We start from the raw sequence: 20,703 nt of genomic DNA on the forward strand, positions 1-20,703 counted from the left end.
TTGTTTGTAAACCTGGTTCTACCCTCAATTAGAAAAGATTTGTCAGGCAGTCAGGATATCTGCTCTAGCAGATCGCGCTATCACAAGTTGAAATTTGCGGCTCAACTGTCTCCTCAAAGTACCAACTGGGATTGAAGAAATTTTCAACAAAAAAGGGCAGGTACATCACCCACCCCCATCATTGAGAGAATCATTAGAGAACGCGATCGCCCCTATTCTTCAGCATCAAAGTCATCATCATCTTCGTCTTCAGCCTCTGCTATTCCAACAGAGTTAGCAGAAACTACCGCGCCCATTTCTAGCTTCTCGCGCACCAGTTTTTCGACTTCTTTGGCAAAGTCAGGCTTTTCTTCCATGTACTTGACCGCATTGTCACGACCTTGACTGATGTTGTCGCCGTTATAGCTATACCAGGCACCCTTGCGAACGATCACGCCCGTTTCTTCTGCCAGGTCAACCAGACAGCCCAATGTCGAAATGCCTTTGCCAAAAATCACATCAAACTCAGCAATTCGGAACGGAGGCGCAACTTTATTCTTGGCCACCTTCACCTTGACGCGGTTACCAAATTCTTCGTTGCCCTTTTTCAGAGTTTGAATCCGACGAATGTCTAAGCGAACGGACGCATAATACTTGAGCGCCTGACCGCCTGTGGTCGTTTCGGGGCTTCCGTAAGTCACCCCAATCTTTTGCCGCAGTTGGTTAATGAAAATCACCGTACAGCCAGACTTGCCGATATTACCTGTGATCTTTCGCAGCGCTTGACTCATCAGACGAGCTTGCAGACCCATGTGAGAATCGCCCATTTCGCCTTCGATTTCAGCGCGAGGAACGAGAGCCGCTACCGAGTCAATCACCACGACATCAACGGCGGTCGATCGCACCAACTGATCCACAATTTCAAGGGCCGATTCGCCCGTGTCAGGTTGAGAGATCAACAGGTTAGCAATATCAACCCCCAAGGCGGCTGAATAGCTGGGATCAAGGGCGTGTTCGGCATCCACATAAGCGGCCACTCCACCCGCCCGTTGCACTTCGGCCACCGCATGAAGCGCCAAAGTCGTTTTACCCGAACTTTCTGGGCCATAAATTTCGATGACGCGACCTTTGGGCAATCCGCCACCCAGGGCGAGATCCAGCGTCAAAGCACCCGTGGGAATCGTCTCCACCTTCATGCGGGTGGCATCACCGAGGCGCATAATGCTGCCTTTCCCAAAATTGCGCTCAATTTGGTTTAGCACCAAAGTCAGGGCTTTTTGCTTGTCGGAAGTTTCAGATTTACTAGTAGCCATTAGCGCCTCAGAAAAAGAAAAATTGTAGAGGGAATGTGGAAAGGGTGAGCGCCCCTTGCGGTATCTGCAAAACAGTCCGCAGTCGGGATTCAGAATTTACGTTTGTAACACAGGAGAGCACGATCGTAACCAAAAAACCGTTCATTATTTAAGTGGCCCTTCCTCCAGGTTACACGCGATGTCAATGAATCTGCCTAGCATGATGGTTCCAGATGCGCCGCTCTCTGTGGGCGGAGTGACGGCTTACATTCAGTTTCTTCTAGAGCAAGATGACCAGCTTCGTCAGGTGTGGGTGACGGGGGAGGTTTCGAGCGCCACGAAGTATCGGAGCGGGTTGTTTTTTACGCTGCAAGACCCCGATGCCAAGGCTGCGATCAGTTGTGTGGTCTGGAGTAGCCAACTCGACAAATTAGCTGCGCTGCCAGCCCCCGGAGAACAGTTGATTTTGCTAGGTCGGGTGCAGGTTCATCCTCAGCGGGGCAGTTACCAGTTGATTGTCTGGCAAGCCCTGCCTGCGGGAGAAGGTCTGCGTGCCTTGCGCTATCGACAGTTGCGGCATCGGTTGGAGGCTGAGGGACTGTTTGACTCAGAGCGAAAGCGCCCGTTGCCAGCCCACCCCCAAACGGTTGCAGTGGTGACTTCGCCGCAAGCCGCAGCCTGGGGAGACATCCAACGCACGCTCAAACGCCGCTATCCAGGGTTGCAGGTGTTGTTTTCTCCGGCACTTGTCCAGGGAGAACAGGCTCCTGCTTCGATCGTGGCCGCGATCGCACGAGTCGAGCGAGATGCTAGAGCGGATGTACTAATTCTATCACGCGGCGGCGGGGCGATCGAAGATATGGCTTGTTTTAATGATGAATTGGTGGTGAGGGCGGTGGCGAACTGTTCGATCCCTGTGATTGCGGGCATTGGGCACCAGCGCGATGAGTCTTTGGCGGATCTGGCGGCAGATGTGTTTGTCCATACGCCCACGGCGGCAGCAGAACAGGCAGTTCCCTGTCTAATGGATCTTCACGACGAGCATCAAGAGCGGTTTCGACAGTTGACGATCGCCGTTCAGCAATACCTGGCGGTGGAGAACGATCGCTTGCAGAATCTGCGGAATCGATTCAAACGGTTAAAGCTCGATCGTCAGCTTAAACAAGAGGCGCAGGTGGTTTCCTGGATGCGAAGACGCTTGATCCAATCCACGCAGCAACGCTTTCAAGAAGCGGCTCAACATCATCAAATGCTGCAAGAAAAGCTGACGACCCTTGATCCCCAGGCAGTGCTGCGACGCGGATATGCGGTGGCGAGATTGGAACATGGGACGATCGCACGATCGGCTTCTGAGCTAACGGTTGGGCAAGCATTATCAGTTCAGTTGGGTCAGGGATCAGTGACGGTTACGATTACTTCAATTCAGTAGCGTTTCAGTTAGCTGGTCTGTCGAGCGTTTCAGTTAGCTGGTCTGTCGGAGGAGAGAGACGATCGCCTTAAAACTGTTATTTTTAATACAACTTGTGAAAGATGGCTAATCAATTTTTGTCCCCTAGTCTTGATATAGCTGGTAAATGACAAATACCAGTCAACCAAATTAAACACTAGGAGAAAGATCATGAGTTTAGAAGAAAAAGCTAAGGCTGCTGGTAAGAATATTGAAGGTAAAGCTCAAGAAGCGTTGGGCAACGTGACAGGTGACGCTGGTGACCAAGTTGAAGGCAAAGCAAAGCAAGCCGAAGCAACTGCACGCAACGCGAAAGAAGATGTGAAAGATGGCGTTAAAGATGTCGTCGATAAAGCATAGTTAACTTCAAAAAAGCCTGGGCGACTCTAGTAGTTTCTCAGGCTTTTTTTATGGATTAAATAACTCATCAAGCTTGTAGCTTAAAAGGAGAATAAAGTGAGTTTACCTCAACAATTTCGTAAAGCTTTGCTTGCGTTGTCCTTAGTTTTGGTTTTGGCGCTAACTGCCTGTCAGGGAGCCGTTGCGACTTCTCCATCGGGGAGCCAAAAAGTTAGCAATAACCCTCAAGTCAGCGTTAATAAAAGTTACGGTCAAACTGAACGCGGCACGACTCAAGCAGGCCAAAATTTTGGTGATTGGGTTGTGCAAACAAGCAAGGGCTTGGTTCAAGATGCGTATGTCCGGGGCAGTGACAAACTAGGAGTGGTGGTTTCTTCTCAGGTGCGCCCAAACGAAGTCCGTCCTTTGGCAAAATCTCTGGTACAAGGCTTTCGTAAAAATGCCCCTGATCGCGATCTGACAGTCTTGATGTATGCGCCAGATAAGAAGCTGATTCTGACTGCAAAGTACGACAATGCCACCAAGCAAATTCAGTACGAAGGATAGAATTTGAGACTGTAAAAATTGCAGTTTGAGACTTCAAGAATCCGCTTACAAATTATTAGCAGGAGTTTAATCAAATGCCCAGCAGCGACGAATATAAACGTCAGATTATGCAAGATTTGGCGCGGGGAGACAAAGAATCTGCGGACGATATCATTCCTAACGACGCTTCGGAAAACTACGAAAATTTTGACGATTTTGCTCAACGATCGTCCCGCGAAGAGCGCCGTCAACTCTTTGGCAAATCCTTTCATCCCGATCGCATTCCCTCCACTCAAATGGAGCCAGAACTTCAAAAAGCGATCGCTCAAATCAAACCCAACGAGCGCGATGATGTTGCTAAAGAATTTCTCAACCACTTCAAAAAACGGGGCTTGAACGATCGCGACCTCGAACAGCAATTGGGACTCTCGACCCACCACGCCAGCCGGATGCACGCCGATGATGTGAGTAAACTTGCAGCATTTGCTTACCACAACCATCCCGACATCTTCCAAGATGTGTTGGCTGACCAGCCTGCGCTAGTGAAGTTTATGAGCAATCCTTTGGTCGGTGCTGCTTTTGGAGCGATCGCCGCCAAGTGGCTCGGTAAACACAAATAGTTTGAGACTTGATTTAAAACAGGAAAGGGATAGAGACGAGCGATCGTTTTCTATCCCTTTTTTGGTGTGAATTTGAGGAAATTTTTGGCTTAAAGTCGCTTGCTGGTAAGGACTTCAGTTAGTCCAGGGCTTGCAACCAGGGCAAAAATTTCACTCGACTCAAGGATTAGGTGAATCTGCCCAGCGATCGTTTGCGCTGAATGCCGATCACAGCAGGTTTGGGCGGCCCTTCTGGGTTGCCTTGCAGATTGCTAGGCCAGTTGCTTCCACGAGAAACAGTACGAGTCTGGTTAAACAAGCTGCCATCCAGCGCCAACATTTCAATCTCACGACTCAAGGTAGCCTTGGGCACAAAGGGACAATCTTCGCCAGGGTGCTGCACCGCAATGATGAGCGTCTCTCCCACAAAAGTCGGCCCCGTCATTTCACAGCGAGGTGGCCCATAGGCAAACGGCACGACCTCACCCGCGTGTTGTCCACGAGTCGGGATGTAGAACAGCCAATTATTGCCAAAGACTCCTGTAAAGCTAGAAACATTGCCTTTGCTGGTGTGATTGATCGATGTTGGCTTGCCAGTTGCGCCCACCTCAAATCCGTTGTGAGTGCCTGTAGACATGTCGGTGACACCCCAGACGTTTGCAAGCTTATCGAAGGCCAGGTTGTCCACATTGGCAAACCCTGCGCCATCTTCAGATCCTGCCTCACCGCCTTGAGCAAATCGCTGCCAGCGGAAGGTAGTCCCGGCTCCGTCTCGGCTGTTTTCAATAATTTTGTAGAGTCCGCCTGACTGCTGAGTGTCTGCGGGCGCATCGCTGTACTTTGCCACGACAAAAATCCGCGAATCAGGATAGCCATCGCTACCAGGTGCCCCATCGGTGTAGGCGATGAAGACTTCCTTAGTTTTAGGATGAACTTCGAGATCCTCTGGGCGAGCGGTTGGCGTTCCTCCAATCAGGTTAGCCGCCAGGAAAGCATCGACCAAAATCGCCCCTTGTGAGGTGTAAAAGTCAGATAGCTTTTTGCCCTGGTAACCCGGTAGAGCAGCCGCCTCATTGAGACGAGTCAGCGCAAAGCTTCCGCCGTCTACGGTTTGTCCAGCTACTCCATTGCGACGCGGTAAGGGCAACAGTCCTTCGCGCTGGGCTGATCCCAAAGCGGCAAACTCCACCGAAGATAAGACGCTAGGAGGAATCGGATTCGTTGGAGAATTCAGGTTCAACGGCAACCATTCGCCCGTTCCGTCGGCGTTGTATTTGGCGACATAAAGCGTACCGTCTTCAAAGAGACGGCTATTTTTTTTGTCTTTTGGGTTGGTAATTTTGCCCTTGCTGACAAATTTCCAGGTGTGACCGCCGCGACGATCGTCCCCTAGATAAGCCACCAATTTTCTACCCGCTTCGGCTCTCATGGCGACGTTTTCATGGCGATAGCGTCCTAGCCAGGTATGTTTGCGAGGGCGATAGTTTGGATTGCCGGGGGCGATTTCTACTGTCCAGCCGTACTTTTCGCCGACTAGACCAAATTCGGTTCCCGTTGTGCCTGTGCTATATCCGGTCTGGGTGCCGTCGGGCTTGACCGCTTCGGTGACTCCTACAAAGAACGCGCTGCTTCCCTGGAAGTTTTCTTCACAAGAAAGAATAGTTCCCCAAGGGGTCGTGCCGCCAGAGCAGTTGTAGGCGGTGCCGATGATGCGGTTGCCCAGTCCGTCTGAGTTGATGGCTGCAAAGACTTCAGTGGCGGCGGGGCCCGTGCCAATCAGATAATTTTGATCGCCCTGTTGATAGGATTTGCTGCCCCAGGAGGTAACAGCGCTGTAGGAGTCGGAGCGATCGCGATTGATCCCCAGACCCGACAACCCATGCAGACGGCGATTTTTGGAGTCTTTGACGACAGCATAGCGTCTATTTCTACCCTGGGCAATCCGCACGATCGAGCCGCCCAGATTGTAGAGAAACTCACCCGATAGTTCGCGGCCTTTCACCGTCGGAAAGCCTGGAATGACGATCGGCCCACTTTCCTGAAACGCTTCTGTAATATCCGCCGGAGCTTCGGGAGCAAACCGCGAGATCGGGAAGCTGGCGTATTCGTGGTTGACCCACAGATAGCCTTCTCGGTTGCCATTGATCGGCACATAACCCGTGTAGTCGCAGTTGTAGCCAAAATACTCTTCTTCATTGGGAAACACCCGATCGCCCCAACTGACGATTAAGTAGCGCTCATATTCGGGAGGCACGACCACATCATCGATCGGCGTATAGCTGCTCAAATTCATCTGAGCCGGGGAGGTGGCTTCGCCCAAGAGCGTTCCTTGACCGTTGGCGATCGCCAGGAAGCTGCGTTGATTTTGGTAAATTGGCAAGGGATGAGGCAGCCGCACTGGGGTAAACGAAAGCTCGGTAGCCGTTGCGACTGAGGAGTCACTCCCAAAAAGTTTTTGACCAAAGGTAGGGGCTAATGCGGTGGTAGCGGCACTACTCCCAAAAAAAATCAGCAGTTGTCTGCGAGTTAAAGACATAAATCTCTCTAGAGGAAAAACAGCTCGAAGAAGACTAAAAAACCAGGCAAAAGCCTCAACAAGCACCCTGAGTATTGATTTGTTTCACTGAGACGGGTCATTGATATAGAAGGCCATAGGGCTGATAACCGTTCTCACCTCAGCAGTATAGGGATCTGACTTTAAGGGAGGATAATCCTTGGGTTAATACTGAGAAGTTTTGGACGTTAAGGATCATGAACTAGATAAACCTGGTGAATTTTCTTAGAAATCAGAATTAGATGACATTGAGTTTTGTAGGGTGCGGTGAGCGATCGAGAAAGGCACCGCCAATGGTCGAAATTGGGGCATTTCGCGTGTCTCAACACATCCACGCAATCGTCGGTTTCATCAAATTCACAATCCTTTGTTTTTGCAAGCGATTTGAACCGCCACCCAAAAGTGCAGGTTATTTTAATCCCTGCTCTTAGTCATCTCGAAAAGCAGGGTCATCTGCTGAGTTTTGAGAAATGGAACTGAACGGCGGGGCAGTTTGACCAACTTGACCCTCAAACTTGAGCAGTCTGGCCGCGATGCTGTAATAACGAGCGTGCGATCGCAACCGAGAATCCTTTTGCCAATCCGATCGCGTCACCTTCACTGTTAACAGAGGAACGGACTCCCCAGAGCGATCGCCCGATAGCCGCATCAAAACTTCTGTGACATCAGCCTGCTTAAACGCTTGAGACACTGATTTCTCAGCCAACTGCTCCGCCTGCTGCATCAGGGCTGCAAACGAAGGACTCATCTCCGCCTCAAGGGTCAAATCTGTTTGCACGACTCTTGCGCTGACCGATCGAGCACCGCCCAATCCCAACCCCACCAGCAGAAAAGCCAATCCCAGCCATCTATCCAGTCTTAAAAGCTGCATCAGGTATACTTTGCGCCGATCGGCGCTATCCTATCTCGAAGCCACTGGCAACTCGTGTTTTCTAGCGCACAACCACGAAATTCATGCGGTCTGAGTTTGTAGCAGTATCATGGGCGATGCGAGGCTAGGGGGAAGCCCATTAGCCCGGAGTTGAGGAGATTTTCTGAGGAGTTTAGTGATGTCATTCTCTCGCGTCTGTCAAAGGGTTGGTGGAGTTTTGCTAGTTTTGGGCTTGCACACCGGGGGAAACGCTGCTATCGCTAGTCCGATCTCTTCGAGTTATCCGCAAGGGATCGCTCAGTCAACTCCTCGGTCTGATGCGCCCATCTATCCGCCGATCGCGCCTCCGCCCCTTGTGCCGCCTCTACCCAGTCAACGTCGCCAGCAAGAAGAAACGACGATCGGGACAGATTACCGAGTCAGCGCCCTACAGCGAGACTATCAGGGCAATCTCTGGATCGGCACCTGGCAGGGATTAGCGAAGATTGACCCCAACACGGGCAGAGTTTTGGCGCGAGTCACGATTCCCAATGTGACGATCGGTGCCCTTGCTCAAGACAAAGTGGGCCGCATCTGGGTCGGCACCTATGAAGGACTACAGCGCGTCGATCCCCGCACCAATGAAGTCACGGCTCAAAATTTCTTTTTACCTTCCAATCGAGTTCTCTCGCTACAACTGGACAACCGTGGCTATTTATGGGTAGGCACTGACCAGGGGTTGGCGATGATCAGTCCTGACCAGGGATTGTTAATGACGACGCTCAAAAATTTGCCAGGAGTAAGCGCAAATGCCCTGAGTCTGGATGCGGACGGTCAGCTTTGGGTGGGCACCCTGGACGGACTGGTGAAGGTCAACACCGCAAGCGCCCTGATCATGAATCAAATCACAGGCTTATCTGAGGGAACGGTACAAACCTTAGCGCTCGACTCCAGGGGATCGGTCTGGGCTGGCACTGTCAACGGCTTATTGGAAGTAAATGCTAAAGAATCGCGAGTGGTGCGATCGGTAACCCAACTCAGAGGACGCAACATCACCTCAGCCCGATTTGATAAAGTCGGTAGCATTTGGGTGGGTACGACCAGTGGGCTGTTTCGCGTCAATCCCTTTAATGGGGCGATCGTCGGTCAGGTGGGCAATCTTCCATCTAGTCAGGTGATCAGCGTCTCGCCCGATACAGGCAACAAGCTTTGGGTCGGCACCAGTGACGGACTGGCCTGGGTCAGTATGAGTAGCTATCAAACTCAACGCCATTCTGTGTTTAGTCGAGCCTCTCAGTAAGCTGAAGTTTCTGGAACTGACCCTCTGGTTAGCCCTCTCAGTCACTACAATCCATCAGCTTCGTTGTGATATTTTAGGCAAGAAAAGCACTTATAATCTACCTAGAATATAGTCAGTGATCGCACGGCACAATGGAAACTTTAAAGGACTCTCAGATTGAGAATATTCCAGTTCAATTGGAGAACGGGGTACAAATCAGGGTTGAAGCAACCGTAATTGGTTCTAGTCTTCAAATTGGCGTTGAAGGTGAAGAGATTGAGTCAGATGTGGGAGCAAGGATTCAATCTCTTAAAGAGGTGACTGATGCGATCGAGGGAATTGCTGGTTCAGTCGTTGAAAGCCTCAAAAAATTCAGACCCAGCAAACCCAGCATCGAATTCGGTGTTGAGTTTGGCTATGAGTCTGGGCAGCTAACAGCTTTGATCGTCAAAGGTACAAGTAAGGCAAATCTCAAGATCACGATGGAATGGACTAAAGAGTAGATTGAAGAGAGGCTGGGTAAGAAGTGGTTGATCAAATCTATGACTTGTTTCGAGATTGTACCGTTCGGATAAAAACTCCTCAAGATCAGGGGACTGGTTTCTTTGTCACTCCTGGGCAAATTCTTACCTGTAAACATATATTGAGCAAGGGAGACAAAAAAGACAAAAAATATGTGGACAAACATGAAATTGAGATTTTCTGGAAGGAAAGGCGACTTAAACTGAGAGAAGTTGAAAAAGCAGAGGATCTGGATTTAGCCCTTCTGAAAGTTGATTTTGAAGATGGCCACCCATGTGTCTATTTAGATAGAGAGACACAGCCAACTCATCCACTTTACAGCTATGGTTATCCTCGTAGCTCTGAGGAAGGACAACCAATCAATACGACGTGTATTGGAATTAATAAAAGTCAGGTACTTACTATTGGTAACGAAAGTATTCAACCTGGGTTAAGTGGAGCGCCGCTTCTTAACTTACGCACTTATAAAGTATGTGGTCTTATAGTGCGCGAAAGGAAAAGGAATCTTGTTGATGATCTTTCAGATCTACCTCGCAAGGTTTTGAGAGTTGAGGGAGGGCAGGCAATTCCAACGCAAGTAATTTTTGATCAATGGATTGGTTTAGAAAGTGAACATAATGGCTTTCACTACCGCGATACTCGTTGGCGATCTCTGATTCCCAGGGCGATCGGAGAAATTATTTTTGGCAGACGACTGTTTACTTTTTTGTCACGAGTGGGGGTTAGAGTTGATCCCTTACCGTTCAATAAGGACATTCCTCAACCAATTGCCCTACAGAGTCCACTAAACCTACTGCCTCTACGTCCCGATTTGCTGGGTCGCAGAGTAGAACTTGAAGATCTAGCAGTTGCACTGAAACGCGAAGGCAAAGAAAAAGTAGCATGTTTTTGGGGCAAGCCCGGAGTTGGAAAATCTATGCTACTTAAGGACTTTGCTCATCATAAGATTGCATCAGAATTTCCTGACGGTGTAGTGTATGTGCCAGCAAAGCGATTTTATGTGGAAGCAGATTTACTTGAAGAAATTTTCTACCATTTTAACGAAAGGATTCGTGGTATCAAGTTTGACCTCGAGAAAATTAAAAGCACGTTAAAGCTTAAGAAGATATTGATTCTGTTAGATGATATTAGGTTGCCGCTGGATCAAATTCTTGAGTTACGCGAGGCAATGCCAAAGTCAGCCTTCGTGTTCACGCAGAAAGATGATCCCTCCAAACAAGGTGAACGTGCATTTGAACTTAAAGGCTTCTCCGAAGAAGAAGTGTTTGATTTAGTTGCTCAAGAGCAATCGATTGGACGACCATTAACTGAAGAAGAACATAAGGCTTTTCTAGGTGAAAAACCGTGGGGCGAATTTCTAACAAGTGAAGAAGATCGTCAAGCAGCTAAGAGCCTTTTAGATAAGTACGAGGGGCATCCCTGGAAAATTCGTCAAGCAGTCAAACTTGCAAGAAATCAAAATAAGCCATTGAAAGATATTGCTGAGGCAATTAAAAAAGATCCATCTGCAATATCAATCACTCAGCGAAGAATTCAATCTTTACCAGAACCCGCCCGTCGAATCTTAAAACAACTGTCTGTTTTAGGTGCAGCAGGAGCAGCACTTCTAATTTCCATCTCCCGTTCTGATTCTGCTGAAATTTCCAATATTGAACAGCATTTGAGTTCATTAATTCAACAGGATCTCATTCAAGTTTCTGATTCTCAGTACAGACTAACCTCCGATATCAACGAAATCTTGAGTCAAGAGTCAGACCTAAACGAGTTGAAAGAAAAGGCTCTGGATTATTTCAAAGGATTTGTCGAGCAGAACCAGGTAGAGCCTGATTTGGTCTTTCAAGATGCTGATGCCATCTCAACCATTTTGGAATGGGCTTTCGAGTCCGGTCGATATGCAGATGTAATCAAACTTGGTCAAGGATTGGAAGGCGCACTGGTATTTAACGGACTGTGGGGAATGTGGGAACGAGTTCTGCAATGGGAACTTCAAGCCTCACAAGCACTCAACGATGGACAATCCATATCTTGGGCGTTACATCAGCTTGGCACACGTGCCCTATCTCTGGGCGACAGTAGCACTGCTCGTTCTCGTCTCACACAAGCACTGACTCTTTGAGAATCACTAGGGGATACCGATGGTGCCGCTGTCACCCGCCATAATCTGGGATCATTGGCACCGCTTCCGATCGTTTCCCATCTCATGCCTCCAATCACTGTTGGCACTGTAGCTGCTCTACTATTGCTCGGCTTTTGGTTGATTCCTGACCCCTGTTCTCGTGGCTCAACAATCTGGCGGTTGCCTATATTGAATTGGCTGAGTTCTTATTTTTTTTCTGAGAATTGTCTCCTAGGTGAAGCTACGCTGAGAATTCCCGCCAAACCCAAAACTCTTGAGCCGACACCTTGTGTGATACAAGGAACTGAAGTATTCACCATTACACAAACCAAGGATCGTTTTAAGGGAGAAATTTCTTATCTTTTAAGGGGAAACCAAAAAAGAACTTTAGTAGAAGGAAATCGAACGAAAAGTGGCTGGTTCTCCATGAAATCTGTTGAACCTCAGCTTGACGAATGCTTCATCACTTTTGATGGAGAACAGCTTCAAGGTCTTCCTTTCTCCAGAAAACAAGGAGAAATAGTTGGAGGTGTAAGTGCTGATGAAGTCTTAATTGATGAGAAAACAAAGAAAATTAAAACTGACAAATCTCAAGGAGCATCAGGGGCGTTTCGTATGCTTGAAACTTCACTCAACACGTGGGCGCTTGAGATTCCTGAAGGAGAAAAATTTAGGCTAAGACCATCCCCTAAACCTGGACTACCTTCAACTGGTAATGGTTCATTTACAACTCCCTCAACTTCTACAAGTTCTTTAAGATCACAGACTCAACCGCCTTCGGGAGGTGATTCTAGCTCAAAGCCAAGCCAAGCCGACAAACCGATAACCCAAATCACAGAAGTGCCACCAATTTCATCCGGTTCTACTCAGGAGGAGCTTCGAGATGCTCTAAATATTGCAGTAAATAAGAAAGATTGGAGCAGTGCGATCGCAATTGTGGACAGATGGCTTAAAAATGCGTCCCCCAAAGAAGCCAAGGATCTTCAGGAATACCGAGTAGTGCTACAGAAGCGACTAGCTGAATCCTCTAATAATCCAGTGCAGACACCGAGGAACTAATCTTTGTCAAGTCGTGTGTCAAAACTCTTATTAAATGCGGGATGTGCTATGTTTCCTGTCCTCTCGCACAGCCGCTATAATTTTTATCATGATGCCAGTTTCTTCCCATAGTACCAAATGACCCTTTCTCAACCCCTATCTCCTCCACCAGGATTTGAGCAACTCACTAAAACACAACAAATTAATTACGTTCAGCAGCTCTGGGATTTGATAGTCACCACAGATGATGAGCTACCTATTCCTCAGTGGCATTTAGAAATCGTAAATGAACGTGTTGCCTCGCAGAGCAATTCATCGTTGAGCACATGGGAGGAGGTGAAGCAAAGATTATTGAGCAAATATAGTGAGCGATAATCTACCGATTGTGCTTGATTCTAGGGCTGAAGAGGATCTTGATGCCGCAGCCCAATGGTATGCCGAGCAACGCATAGAGCTTGCGTTAGAGTTTTTGGATGCCGTTGATGCTGTATTTGCAGTCATAGTTCAGTTTCCCCAGGTAGGTCGAGAGGTTGCTGCTGGTATTCGCAGAGTATTGACTAAGAAATTTCCATTCTGTGTCTACTATGTGATTGACGATGGACGTTTGACTGTTTTTGCAATCTTGCACCTTCGCCAAAGCCCTGACACTTGGCTGCAAAGGCTGGCGTAGCAAGACTTATTGGTGAGAAGCGAGGGCTACCAAATCATTGCAGTGGCGGAATGGAGATGCAGACGCAAAGCTCACTAGCCGTTGTTAAACTCAATCGAGCCGCTCGGCTGAAAATAGAGGCGAAAATAGAAGTTGGACAATCCGGTACAGAATCTCCACACTTCATAACCCCACACTTTACACCCCACACCTCAATGCCTGTCACGCCACAGCAGCTTATTCAGCGCAAACAGCAAGAACGCCCGATCGTGGTTTTGACCGCGTGGGACTATGCGATCGCTCAAATTCTCGACCAAGCTGGAGTTGACGTGATTTTGGTGGGCGATTCTCTCGCGATGGTGGCGTTGGGCTATGAGACGACGTTGCCGATTACCTTGGATGAGATGCTGCATCACGCTAAAGCAGTGCGGCGAGGGGTCAAAAACGCTTTGCTGGTCGTGGATTTGCCGTTTTTGAGTTATCAAGAAAGTTCCCAACAGGCCATTCATTCAGCCGGGCGAGTCTTAAAAGAGACGGGGGCGCAGGCGGTCAAGCTGGAAGGGGGGTATCCGGCGATCGCTGAAACAGTATCCCGTCTGGTGCAGGCTGGCATTCCCGTAATGGGACATGTAGGACTCACACCGCAGTCTGTTCGGCAAATCGGTTTCAAGCAGCAGGGCAAATCCCCCGAAGCCAGCGATCGGATTTTGAGTGAAGCGATCGCCCTTGAGCAAGCGGGAGCCTTTGCGATCGTGATTGAACACGTCCCCTCAGCTTTAGCCCTTCAAATTACTCAAAAGCTGACGATCCCCACGATCGGCATTGGGGCAGGGGTTCACTGTGACGGTCAAGTTCTCGTCACCACAGACGTTTTGGGACTCTCGACCTGGAAGCCTCCGTTTGCGAAATCCTATCTAGATCTGCACGACTTGATCAAGAATGCAGTGCAGTCCTTTGCGGATGAGGTGCGATCGCATCAGTTCCCGGAGCCATAATCAAAAACCTTGGGCGAGAACTTCTCTTAACGTGAATTCGATGGGAGTTTTTCGCTTCGGTATTTAACGCTTCTGCTCCCCAACCCTCCAATCTGGGGGACTATTAGATACTATTCTTCGTTTAAAGTCCCTCACTCGTGGGGGATATGGGGGGCTGCCCGGATTTGTGACGGCAGCGAAGGATTTCATCGAATTCACGTTAAGAGAACGTGAATTCGATAGAGTTTTTTCGCTTCGGTATTTAACGCTTCTGCCCCCCAACCCCCCAAATCTGGGGGACTTTCGGACAGGATTTCTTGCTCAAAGTCCCCCAAGCTTGGGGGATTTAGGGGGCTGCCTGGAGTGATCGCCACAGCGAGGGATTTCATCGAATTCACGTTTCTCTTAACGCGATGTGAACTCAATGAGATTGTTCGCTTAGATTGCCGAGTCGGGTTGCTTCCTAAATTCCTATGGGTAAGAGACTCTGAATCGACGGCCTCGTCCAAAAGTTCCCAAAATTGGCAGCTTGGGGGGCAGAAGCCGTAAACAACGAAGCCCAAAAACGCCTCAAATTGGCACTAAAAAAGCCCGGAAGCATAACACCTCCAGGCCAACCGAGATCTTTTGGGCGAAACTACTTCATCAGACCCAGCAACTCGTTTTGCTGAATGGCAGGTGCCACAAAGGAGAACTGAGGGAGAGTTTCGAGGTGCTGATTAGCCACAACCGGAACCGCACTTCGGACATGAGCCGCAATTTGGACGGTCTTCACATCGTAGGTTTGCGTGATCAGCTTGGGATAGAGACCAATCGCGACGATCGGCAGCAGCAGACAAGCTGCAATAAAAGACTCACGGGGCTTGGCATCTAGCAAAACTGCGCCCGCGATCGCCTTGCCTTCTTCGCCATAAAACATTTCGCGCAGCATCGAGAGCAGGTAAATCGGAGTCACAATCAGACCCACCGCCGAAAGCAGCACAATCACCGCCTTGAAAGAAGAACTATAAGCATCACTGGTTGTGAACCCTAAGAAGACCGCTAGTTCGCCGACAAATCCACTCATCCCAGGCAGTGCCAGCGAGGCCATCGACCCGATCGTAAAGAGCGCAAACACACTGGGCATCTTTTTCGCCAAACCGCCCATCTCATCTAGATCGAGCGTGTGGGTGCGATCGTAGGTGACCCCTGCCAAGAAGAACAGCGCCGCCGCGATCAGTCCGTGGGACACCATTTGCAACACCGCCCCACTCATTCCCAGGTCGCTAAACGAAGCCAATCCCAGCAGCACAAAGCCCATGTGCGAGATCGAGGAGTAAGCCATCCGCCGCTTCAAGTTACGTTGGGCAAAGGAAGCCAGCGCCCCGTAGACGATGTTGACGATGCCCAAAATAGCCAGCACTGGAGCAAAGTAGACGTGAGCGTGAGGCAGCATCTCCAGGTTCATGCGAATCAGCGCATAGCCGCCCATTTTGAGCAACACGCCCGCCAGCACCATTGAAACGGGAGCAGAGGCTTCGCCGTGAGCATCGGGCAGCCAAGTGTGGAATGGGAAAATCGGCAGCTTGACTCCGTAGGCAATCAGCAACGCTCCGTAAACGCACAGTTCAAAGGTTAAGGAGTACTCTTTCAGCCCCAATTCCTGCATGTTGAAGGTGACGTGATCCCCATAGAAGGCCATCGCCAAGGCAGCAATTAGGATAAAAGTAGAACCGATCGCCGTGTAGAGAATAAATTTAGTCGCTGCATACATGCGTTTTGGGCCACCCCAGATTGCGATCAGAATGTAAACCGGAACCAGTTCAATTTCCCACATCAAAAAGAACTGAATCATGTCCTGGGCACAAAACACCCCAATCTGAGCCGCATACATCACCAGCATCAAAAAGTGAAATAGGCGGGGCTTTTTGTCTACTCTCCAGGCTGCCAAAATCGAGAGCGTGGTCACCAATCCTGTCAAAACGACCAGGGGCATTGAAATGCCGTCTACTGCGAGAGACCAATTAATGCCCAACTGAGGAACCCAAGCGTAGCTCTCAGTGAGTTGAAACGCTGAATTCTGGAAGTCGTAGTGGTTCCAAAAGCTGTAGACAATCAGGGCGAGATCAGTCAGCGCTACGCCCAGCGAATACCAGCGAACCGTCTTGCCCTGCTTATCGGGAATGACCGGAATGAGGAGAGACGCTACCAGGGGCAGCAGAATGATCGTTGTTAGCCAGGGGAAGTGTGTACTCACGATGAGAACCTAAACAATTTTGTAGGGAGGACGCTGTTTACTGTTCGTTGTGAAACTTCTTTATTGAGTCTGTATCCCCGTTATCGAAGGTGGAAAGCCTGTAGAGTGCCAGACTCAGAGCGATAGGGGGGAAGCGGGAGTGGCGGTGTAATCGGGGTGTCTCAGGGTGAGGCGGTGACTTTCCACAAATCCCAGGGGTTGACAGACCAGGTTAGAGGCGTTTCAGAAGTCAATGAGGATTTATACTTACTGACCTATCTTACCCACAAATCATTAAGAAATGTAAAGCTGTGCAACGCTTTTGATTTGAAGTTCGATCGGCTTTCCATAGAAATCTTTGATGCACTCATGTTTTGCAGGGTTGATATCGCTGAATCTAGAATCAAGTGGTTGTCCACCCTTTCCGTAACATTCCTTAATATTGTAGTTGTTAAGAGATGTAAAGCGGAAAAACTTAACAATCGCCTATAACGGTTGCTCAAAGCCAGTTGTGAGCCATTCCCAAGTCAGCACAAAAAAAGAGGCAGTAAAAGTTGCCCCTCCCAGTCTCGGTATTTTCCGCAAAACCGCCCGTCAGGTTGCAGGTTTATTGAAATATTCAGTCGTCATCAGACCCGATCGACTCGATCGTCGCGTGTAGTTTTTCATCATGTAGCTGAGGTCTTCAGGGTTGAGCGACACGGACACCGCATCACTTTGGGTCACAACGCCCGCTTCATAGAGGTCAAAGAGAGCTTGGTTCATCGTTTGAGAGCCGTCTTTACCTTCTTCCATCAGTTGATAAATCTCATCAATACTGCCCTTTTGCAGGTAATCGCGAATCGTATCGGTGTTGAGCATAATTTCCATTGCGGCGGTGCGGCCGCCTTTGACCGTTGGCACCAAAGCCTGACCAATCACTGCTTGCATGGCTTCGACGATTTGCATTCGTACAATGTCTTGCTCGTCAGGCGTGTAAAAGTTGAGTAGGCGCTTAAGGGCGTTGACCGTGCCTTTGGTGTGGAGTGTTCCCAGCACCAGGTGTCCCGTTAGCGCAGCCCGAATCGCCGTATCCACGGTTTCTCGATCGCGCATCTCCCCAATCAGAATAATGTCGGGATCTTGTCTCAGAGCAGCTCTCAGCGCTTCTTTAAATTCTTGAGTGTGTAGCCCGACTTCTCGCTGGGTGATCAGACATTGGTTAGAAGTATGAACGTACTCGATCGGGTCTTCGATCGTCACAATTTTGCGCGGCAGCGTATCGTTAACATGGCGCAACATGGCGGCCAGCGTCGTTGATTTTCCAGAGTTGACAGGGCCGGTGACCAGGATGAGTCCCTGCCGCTCTTCTGCGAGTCTGCACAGGACATCAGGCAGCCCCATCTTGCCCACAGTCGGCACTTCTAAAGAAATCAACCGCAACACCATCACGCCGCCCATAATCGACTGAGCGCAGTTGACCCGACAGCGGACTAATCCTTTGTAAAAAACGGCGGTGTCGAGTTCTTGCCGACTGCGAAAGTTGTCTTTTTGTTCTGGAGACAGCACCTCCTCCAAAAATTCCTCAAATTGGCGAGGCGTAATCACTCCATAATTTTCTTGCAGGCGGATATGTCCTTGAATCCGGTAGCGCGGCACCTCACCCACCTGGAGGTGAATGTCAGAAGCGCCTTTTTTGCAGGCATCTTCGACCATGCCGCGAATCGTGCCCTGTTGCTCAATCTCGCTGCTGGGCTGATCGAGGGCAATCGAACTCAAACTCATCGCCTGAACGCCCTGTGTCGTCGGCCCACAATTGACGCGCCCCTGCATAAAGCCAGGAATTTGTACATTGGTATCCAGCTTTTGGGTCTCTAGATACTGCTTAAGCTGAGGCGCTGTCAAAACTTCTTGAACGTAATGACTAAAGCGATCGGGGGTCAAGATCGGTAGATGGTCTTGCGGAATCAGCTTTCCGTGGACGCGAAAGAACGGCGATCGACCAATCTGCATGTAAAGGGCCGTCGCACCCTGATTATAGGCATCCTGAATGAGTAGCCGAATCGAGGTGGTCGTCTGGGGTGCAGGGTCAGTAGAAACCTGGATCGCAGTCATAGCAAATCGCGTCGAGAGTTAATAAGAAAAAGCGGTCTAGTCAAGCTAAATAGTCAATCTAAAACTGATCAGACACTCATCAAAAACAGAAACACACTTGGAATCAGCTTAAAAACTGTTTCGTAGATTTTAGTTGAGAAATCAGTCAAACTACGCTGAAAAAACTCTAAAGGGATGAATTGCGCTTTTAATGACTCGATCGCTGAAAGAACGGAGGCGTTTTTGACAGGAGTGCTTCTATCTAAGGTTAAGTTGTAGCTTATAACGGATGACTCTTTTGGTAGAAAATTGTTCTCGTTACGATCGTTTAACTCCTGCTGTAGGGGACAATATCCCCTGAGTCGCTTTGATCAAGTAGCCGATTTGACCATAGCTGTAAACAAGATTTTCAAACCGCTGTGCAGGATCAGATACAAACTTGACCGCTTTGTACAGTCCCCGAATCAAACGCTCACCGCCACGACGAAACTGCCCCAGACCTGCCTCGCCTGCGAGTTGTTCGCGGTAACATTCACTAATTCCTTGCCACCAGCCTCGACTGAGAAACCAGCTTTGATTGACGCGCTCAGGAGCAACATGGTGAGCTACCAGCGCATCGGGTAGATAAGCAACCTGCCAGCCCGTTTGCAAGGCCAGATTCGTCATGTGCAGTTCTTCGTTAGAAAGCAGGTTTTTGCCGACGCGACCGAGGTTGGGATCAAAGCCACCAATTTGGTCTAGAAACGTTCGCCGAATTGAATAATTCAACCCTCTAGGAGTCAAACCGGGACGATCGACATACACTAGCGAATCTCCCAAATCGTAAGCACCCAGGTTGCCAGCCAATCCATCAGAGAGCCAGGGCGGAGGAGTCATATCATTCACCCAGAGTAAGGTTACCTTGCCGCCTGCGATCGCCAGCTTCTCATTCTGCTGATAGGCTTCGTAGAGATGTTTTAGCCAGTCAGGAGTGGCGATCGCGTCATCATCCAAATAAGCCAGAATCTCACTGTTTGCCGCTTTTGCCCCCGTGTTTCGAGCAACCGAAAGTCCGGTAATTGGCTCGTAGACGTACTTTAACCGGGGATCGCTCAAGCGAGCTTCGACGACTTCGCGGGTACGATCACTCGACGCATTATCCACCACCACCACTTCAAAATCGGCAAATGACTGGGAGAGGAGACTGTCGATCGCGAGTCCCAAATAGTGATCCCGATTGTGGGTACAGATGATGGCAGATACCTGGGGGTCGGGCATGGTTTCAGTTTCCAGAGAGGGTTTGACGCTTGGAGTTGTCTACATCACAACACACACAGGCAAGATCAAGATCCGTAGAATTCTGGTTAAACTTTGCAGGGACTGTAGCGCGCTTAAAGTTTTTGTCTTGATGCTTACTCTTTAAGATGGCTGTGCATGACGACGAGGGTTTCTGAAAGTTGATTGAGGCGAGTTTCGAGGTGTTGTTTGCGTCCGAGCAGCTGACGAAGTTTTTGGTGACGGGCGATCGCTAGGCTCAGACTCGGCACCTGTTCGGGAGGACAAGGACAAGACCAAAGCTGACCGTCTGCATTCAGCCCACACAATCGATAGCCTGTTCGTGGCGTTTCACAAGTCACTTGCTGATCAGGACTGGCACAGATTTCTTCGATGTAGTCCAACAAGCGATCGACTTCGGCGTGACGCAAAACTGAGGGATCGACCTCTGGCTCTTGAGAATGCGACTCTAGCCAACCGTCTACGATCGGGCCTTCCAGATAGAGATCTTGAATCTGACGCAAAATTTGGTGATGCTCAGTCTGCCAACTCTCGACGGTGGTTTGCAGTTCTTTAAGTAGATTGCTGGCTAGAAAGGGATTGGCCCCATTTTTGTGGCTGCTAAAGGTGGGCGTTTTGAGCCTGGGTAGATTAGGAATTTTGGATTCTGACGGCTCGACAGTGAAAGGCTGAACAAAGACTTTTTCTGCGTCCAGAGTAACGGTTTGAGTCGCGGACTCCTCTGGGGCAGAAAGTTTGGCGGGAGCGATGGCGGCTCTGACAGGCTTGGTCGCTGGTGGCTTGGTCGCAGCTCTGGGTTGCACCTCAAACGACAGCGCCTTGGTCGCACTTTGAGCAGAAGCGTTGGGAGCACTCACGGATGTCGAGCCAGGAACCTTAACCGTTAGCTGATTCAACGTTTCTTCGATTCGTCTTAGTTCTCTTTTCATAATTTCGCCACAACCACTGCCGGAACT

Annotated in this window: 19 protein-coding genes; 11 read left to right on the forward strand and 8 right to left on the reverse strand. The window is 49.4% G+C overall.

Going from position 1 to position 20,703, the window contains the following annotated elements:
* Positions 1–212: 212 nt before the first annotated feature.
* A complete protein-coding gene (gene recA / locus ACJ2PR_RS12310; protein WP_446862529.1) occupies positions 213–1,292 on the reverse strand; it encodes a recombinase RecA in 1,080 nt (359 codons plus the stop codon).
* 178 nt (positions 1,293–1,470) lie between these two features.
* Here recA and xseA point away from each other — a divergent pair, with 178 nt between their 5' ends.
* From xseA to ACJ2PR_RS12330, 4 genes are all read left to right on the forward strand, one after another.
* Positions 1,471–2,700, forward strand: coding sequence for an exodeoxyribonuclease VII large subunit (xseA, locus tag ACJ2PR_RS12315; RefSeq protein ID WP_446877204.1), 1,230 nt, complete (start codon positions 1,471–1,473; stop codon positions 2,698–2,700).
* Between the two features lie 189 nt (positions 2,701–2,889).
* Positions 2,890–3,078 (forward strand): CsbD family protein, encoded by a 189-nt coding sequence (locus ACJ2PR_RS12320; RefSeq protein WP_446862531.1) that lies wholly within the window; start codon positions 2,890–2,892, stop codon positions 3,076–3,078.
* A gap of 96 nt (positions 3,079–3,174) precedes the next feature.
* A complete protein-coding gene (locus ACJ2PR_RS12325; RefSeq protein ID WP_446862532.1) occupies positions 3,175–3,624 on the forward strand; it encodes a hypothetical protein in 450 nt (149 codons plus the stop codon).
* A gap of 74 nt (positions 3,625–3,698) precedes the next feature.
* Positions 3,699–4,223 carry a hypothetical protein gene (locus ACJ2PR_RS12330; protein WP_446877205.1) on the forward strand — a complete coding sequence of 175 codons (525 nt, stop codon included), beginning with the start codon at positions 3,699–3,701 and terminating at the stop codon, positions 4,221–4,223.
* A gap of 166 nt (positions 4,224–4,389) precedes the next feature.
* Here the strand turns inward: ACJ2PR_RS12330 and ACJ2PR_RS12335 are convergent, their stop codons facing one another.
* Together ACJ2PR_RS12335 and ACJ2PR_RS12340 are read right to left on the reverse strand one after the other, a co-directional pair.
* On the reverse strand, positions 4,390–6,738 hold the full coding sequence (locus tag ACJ2PR_RS12335) for a PhoX family protein (RefSeq protein WP_446877206.1): 2,349 nt from the start codon (positions 6,736–6,738) through the stop codon (positions 4,390–4,392).
* Positions 6,739–7,183: 445 nt separating this feature from the next.
* Positions 7,184–7,627: a hypothetical protein gene (locus ACJ2PR_RS12340; RefSeq protein ID WP_446877207.1), complete on the reverse strand. Its 444-nt coding sequence runs from the start codon at positions 7,625–7,627 to the stop codon at positions 7,184–7,186.
* A 178-nt stretch (positions 7,628–7,805) separates the two neighbouring features.
* Here ACJ2PR_RS12340 and ACJ2PR_RS12345 point away from each other — a divergent pair, with 178 nt between their 5' ends.
* The 7 genes from ACJ2PR_RS12345 (at position 7,806) to panB (ending at position 14,205) form a co-directional block, all read left to right on the forward strand.
* Positions 7,806–8,906 carry a ligand-binding sensor domain-containing protein gene (locus ACJ2PR_RS12345; RefSeq protein ID WP_446877208.1) on the forward strand — a complete coding sequence of 367 codons (1,101 nt, stop codon included), beginning with the start codon at positions 7,806–7,808 and terminating at the stop codon, positions 8,904–8,906.
* Between the two features lie 131 nt (positions 8,907–9,037).
* On the forward strand, positions 9,038–9,388 hold the full coding sequence (locus tag ACJ2PR_RS12350) for a CU044_2847 family protein (protein ID WP_446877209.1): 351 nt from the start codon (positions 9,038–9,040) through the stop codon (positions 9,386–9,388).
* Positions 9,389–9,411: 23 nt separating this feature from the next.
* Positions 9,412–11,523, forward strand: coding sequence for a trypsin-like peptidase domain-containing protein (locus ACJ2PR_RS12355; RefSeq protein ID WP_446877210.1), 2,112 nt, complete (start codon positions 9,412–9,414; stop codon positions 11,521–11,523).
* An 84-nt stretch (positions 11,524–11,607) separates the two neighbouring features.
* Positions 11,608–12,582 (forward strand): hypothetical protein, encoded by a 975-nt coding sequence (locus tag ACJ2PR_RS12360; RefSeq protein ID WP_446877211.1) that lies wholly within the window; start codon positions 11,608–11,610, stop codon positions 12,580–12,582.
* 117 nt (positions 12,583–12,699) lie between these two features.
* A complete protein-coding gene (locus tag ACJ2PR_RS12365; protein ID WP_446871229.1) occupies positions 12,700–12,936 on the forward strand; it encodes an addiction module protein in 237 nt (78 codons plus the stop codon).
* Positions 12,926–13,231 (forward strand): type II toxin-antitoxin system RelE/ParE family toxin, encoded by a 306-nt coding sequence (locus ACJ2PR_RS12370; RefSeq protein WP_446877212.1) that lies wholly within the window; start codon positions 12,926–12,928, stop codon positions 13,229–13,231. Before ACJ2PR_RS12365 ends, ACJ2PR_RS12370 begins: the two co-directional genes overlap by 11 nt.
* Before the next feature lie 56 nt (positions 13,232–13,287).
* A complete protein-coding gene (gene panB, locus ACJ2PR_RS12375) occupies positions 13,288–14,205 on the forward strand; it encodes a 3-methyl-2-oxobutanoate hydroxymethyltransferase (RefSeq protein WP_446871232.1) in 918 nt (305 codons plus the stop codon).
* Positions 14,206–14,399: 194 nt separating this feature from the next.
* Here panB and ACJ2PR_RS12380 read toward each other — a convergent pair whose 3' ends face one another.
* The 5 genes from ACJ2PR_RS12380 to ACJ2PR_RS12400 all read right to left on the reverse strand — a co-directional run bounded on the left by ACJ2PR_RS12380 (position 14,400) and on the right by ACJ2PR_RS12400 (position 20,676).
* The gene (locus tag ACJ2PR_RS12380) at positions 14,400–14,573 is read right to left on the reverse strand and encodes a hypothetical protein (RefSeq protein ID WP_446877213.1); all 174 of its coding nucleotides are present in this window, start codon (positions 14,571–14,573) and stop codon (positions 14,400–14,402) included.
* Between the two features lie 248 nt (positions 14,574–14,821).
* Positions 14,822–16,423, reverse strand: a complete 1,602-nt coding sequence (locus ACJ2PR_RS12385; protein WP_446870840.1) for an NAD(P)H-quinone oxidoreductase subunit 4 — start codon at positions 16,421–16,423, stop codon at positions 14,822–14,824.
* 570 nt (positions 16,424–16,993) lie between these two features.
* Positions 16,994–18,493, reverse strand: a complete 1,500-nt coding sequence (locus ACJ2PR_RS12390) for a type IV pilus twitching motility protein PilT (RefSeq protein ID WP_446860249.1) — start codon at positions 18,491–18,493, stop codon at positions 16,994–16,996.
* Positions 18,494–18,790: 297 nt separating this feature from the next.
* Positions 18,791–19,729, reverse strand: coding sequence for a glycosyltransferase family 2 protein (locus ACJ2PR_RS12395; RefSeq protein WP_446870831.1), 939 nt, complete (start codon positions 19,727–19,729; stop codon positions 18,791–18,793).
* A gap of 134 nt (positions 19,730–19,863) precedes the next feature.
* On the reverse strand, positions 19,864–20,676 hold the full coding sequence (locus ACJ2PR_RS12400) for a hypothetical protein (protein WP_446877214.1): 813 nt from the start codon (positions 20,674–20,676) through the stop codon (positions 19,864–19,866).
* Positions 20,677–20,703: the final 27 nt, after the last annotated feature.

It is taken from the genome of Phormidesmis sp. 146-33 (assembly GCF_052939515.1).

Coding starts and splice junctions, on each gene's coding strand:
- recA (WP_446862529.1), bottom strand. CDS start 1,292: ATGGCTACTAGTAAATCTGAAACTTCCGACAAGCAAAAAGCCCTGACT.
- xseA (WP_446877204.1), top strand. CDS start 1,471: ATGTCAATGAATCTGCCTAGCATGATGGTTCCAGATGCGCCGCTCTCT.
- ACJ2PR_RS12320 (WP_446862531.1), top strand. CDS start 2,890: ATGAGTTTAGAAGAAAAAGCTAAGGCTGCTGGTAAGAATATTGAAGGT.
- ACJ2PR_RS12330 (WP_446877205.1), top strand. CDS start 3,699: ATGCCCAGCAGCGACGAATATAAACGTCAGATTATGCAAGATTTGGCG.
- ACJ2PR_RS12335 (WP_446877206.1), bottom strand. CDS start 6,738: ATGTCTTTAACTCGCAGACAACTGCTGATTTTTTTTGGGAGTAGTGCC.
- ACJ2PR_RS12340 (WP_446877207.1), bottom strand. CDS start 7,627: ATGCAGCTTTTAAGACTGGATAGATGGCTGGGATTGGCTTTTCTGCTG.
- ACJ2PR_RS12345 (WP_446877208.1), top strand. CDS start 7,806: ATGTCATTCTCTCGCGTCTGTCAAAGGGTTGGTGGAGTTTTGCTAGTT.
- ACJ2PR_RS12350 (WP_446877209.1), top strand. CDS start 9,038: ATGGAAACTTTAAAGGACTCTCAGATTGAGAATATTCCAGTTCAATTG.
- ACJ2PR_RS12360 (WP_446877211.1), top strand. CDS start 11,608: ATGCCTCCAATCACTGTTGGCACTGTAGCTGCTCTACTATTGCTCGGC.
- ACJ2PR_RS12365 (WP_446871229.1), top strand. CDS start 12,700: ATGACCCTTTCTCAACCCCTATCTCCTCCACCAGGATTTGAGCAACTC.
- panB (WP_446871232.1), top strand. CDS start 13,288: ATGCAGACGCAAAGCTCACTAGCCGTTGTTAAACTCAATCGAGCCGCT.
- ACJ2PR_RS12380 (WP_446877213.1), bottom strand. CDS start 14,573: ATGAAATCCCTCGCTGTGGCGATCACTCCAGGCAGCCCCCTAAATCCC.
- ACJ2PR_RS12390 (WP_446860249.1), bottom strand. CDS start 18,493: ATGACTGCGATCCAGGTTTCTACTGACCCTGCACCCCAGACGACCACC.
- ACJ2PR_RS12395 (WP_446870831.1), bottom strand. CDS start 19,729: ATGCCCGACCCCCAGGTATCTGCCATCATCTGTACCCACAATCGGGAT.
- ACJ2PR_RS12400 (WP_446877214.1), bottom strand. CDS start 20,676: ATGAAAAGAGAACTAAGACGAATCGAAGAAACGTTGAATCAGCTAACG.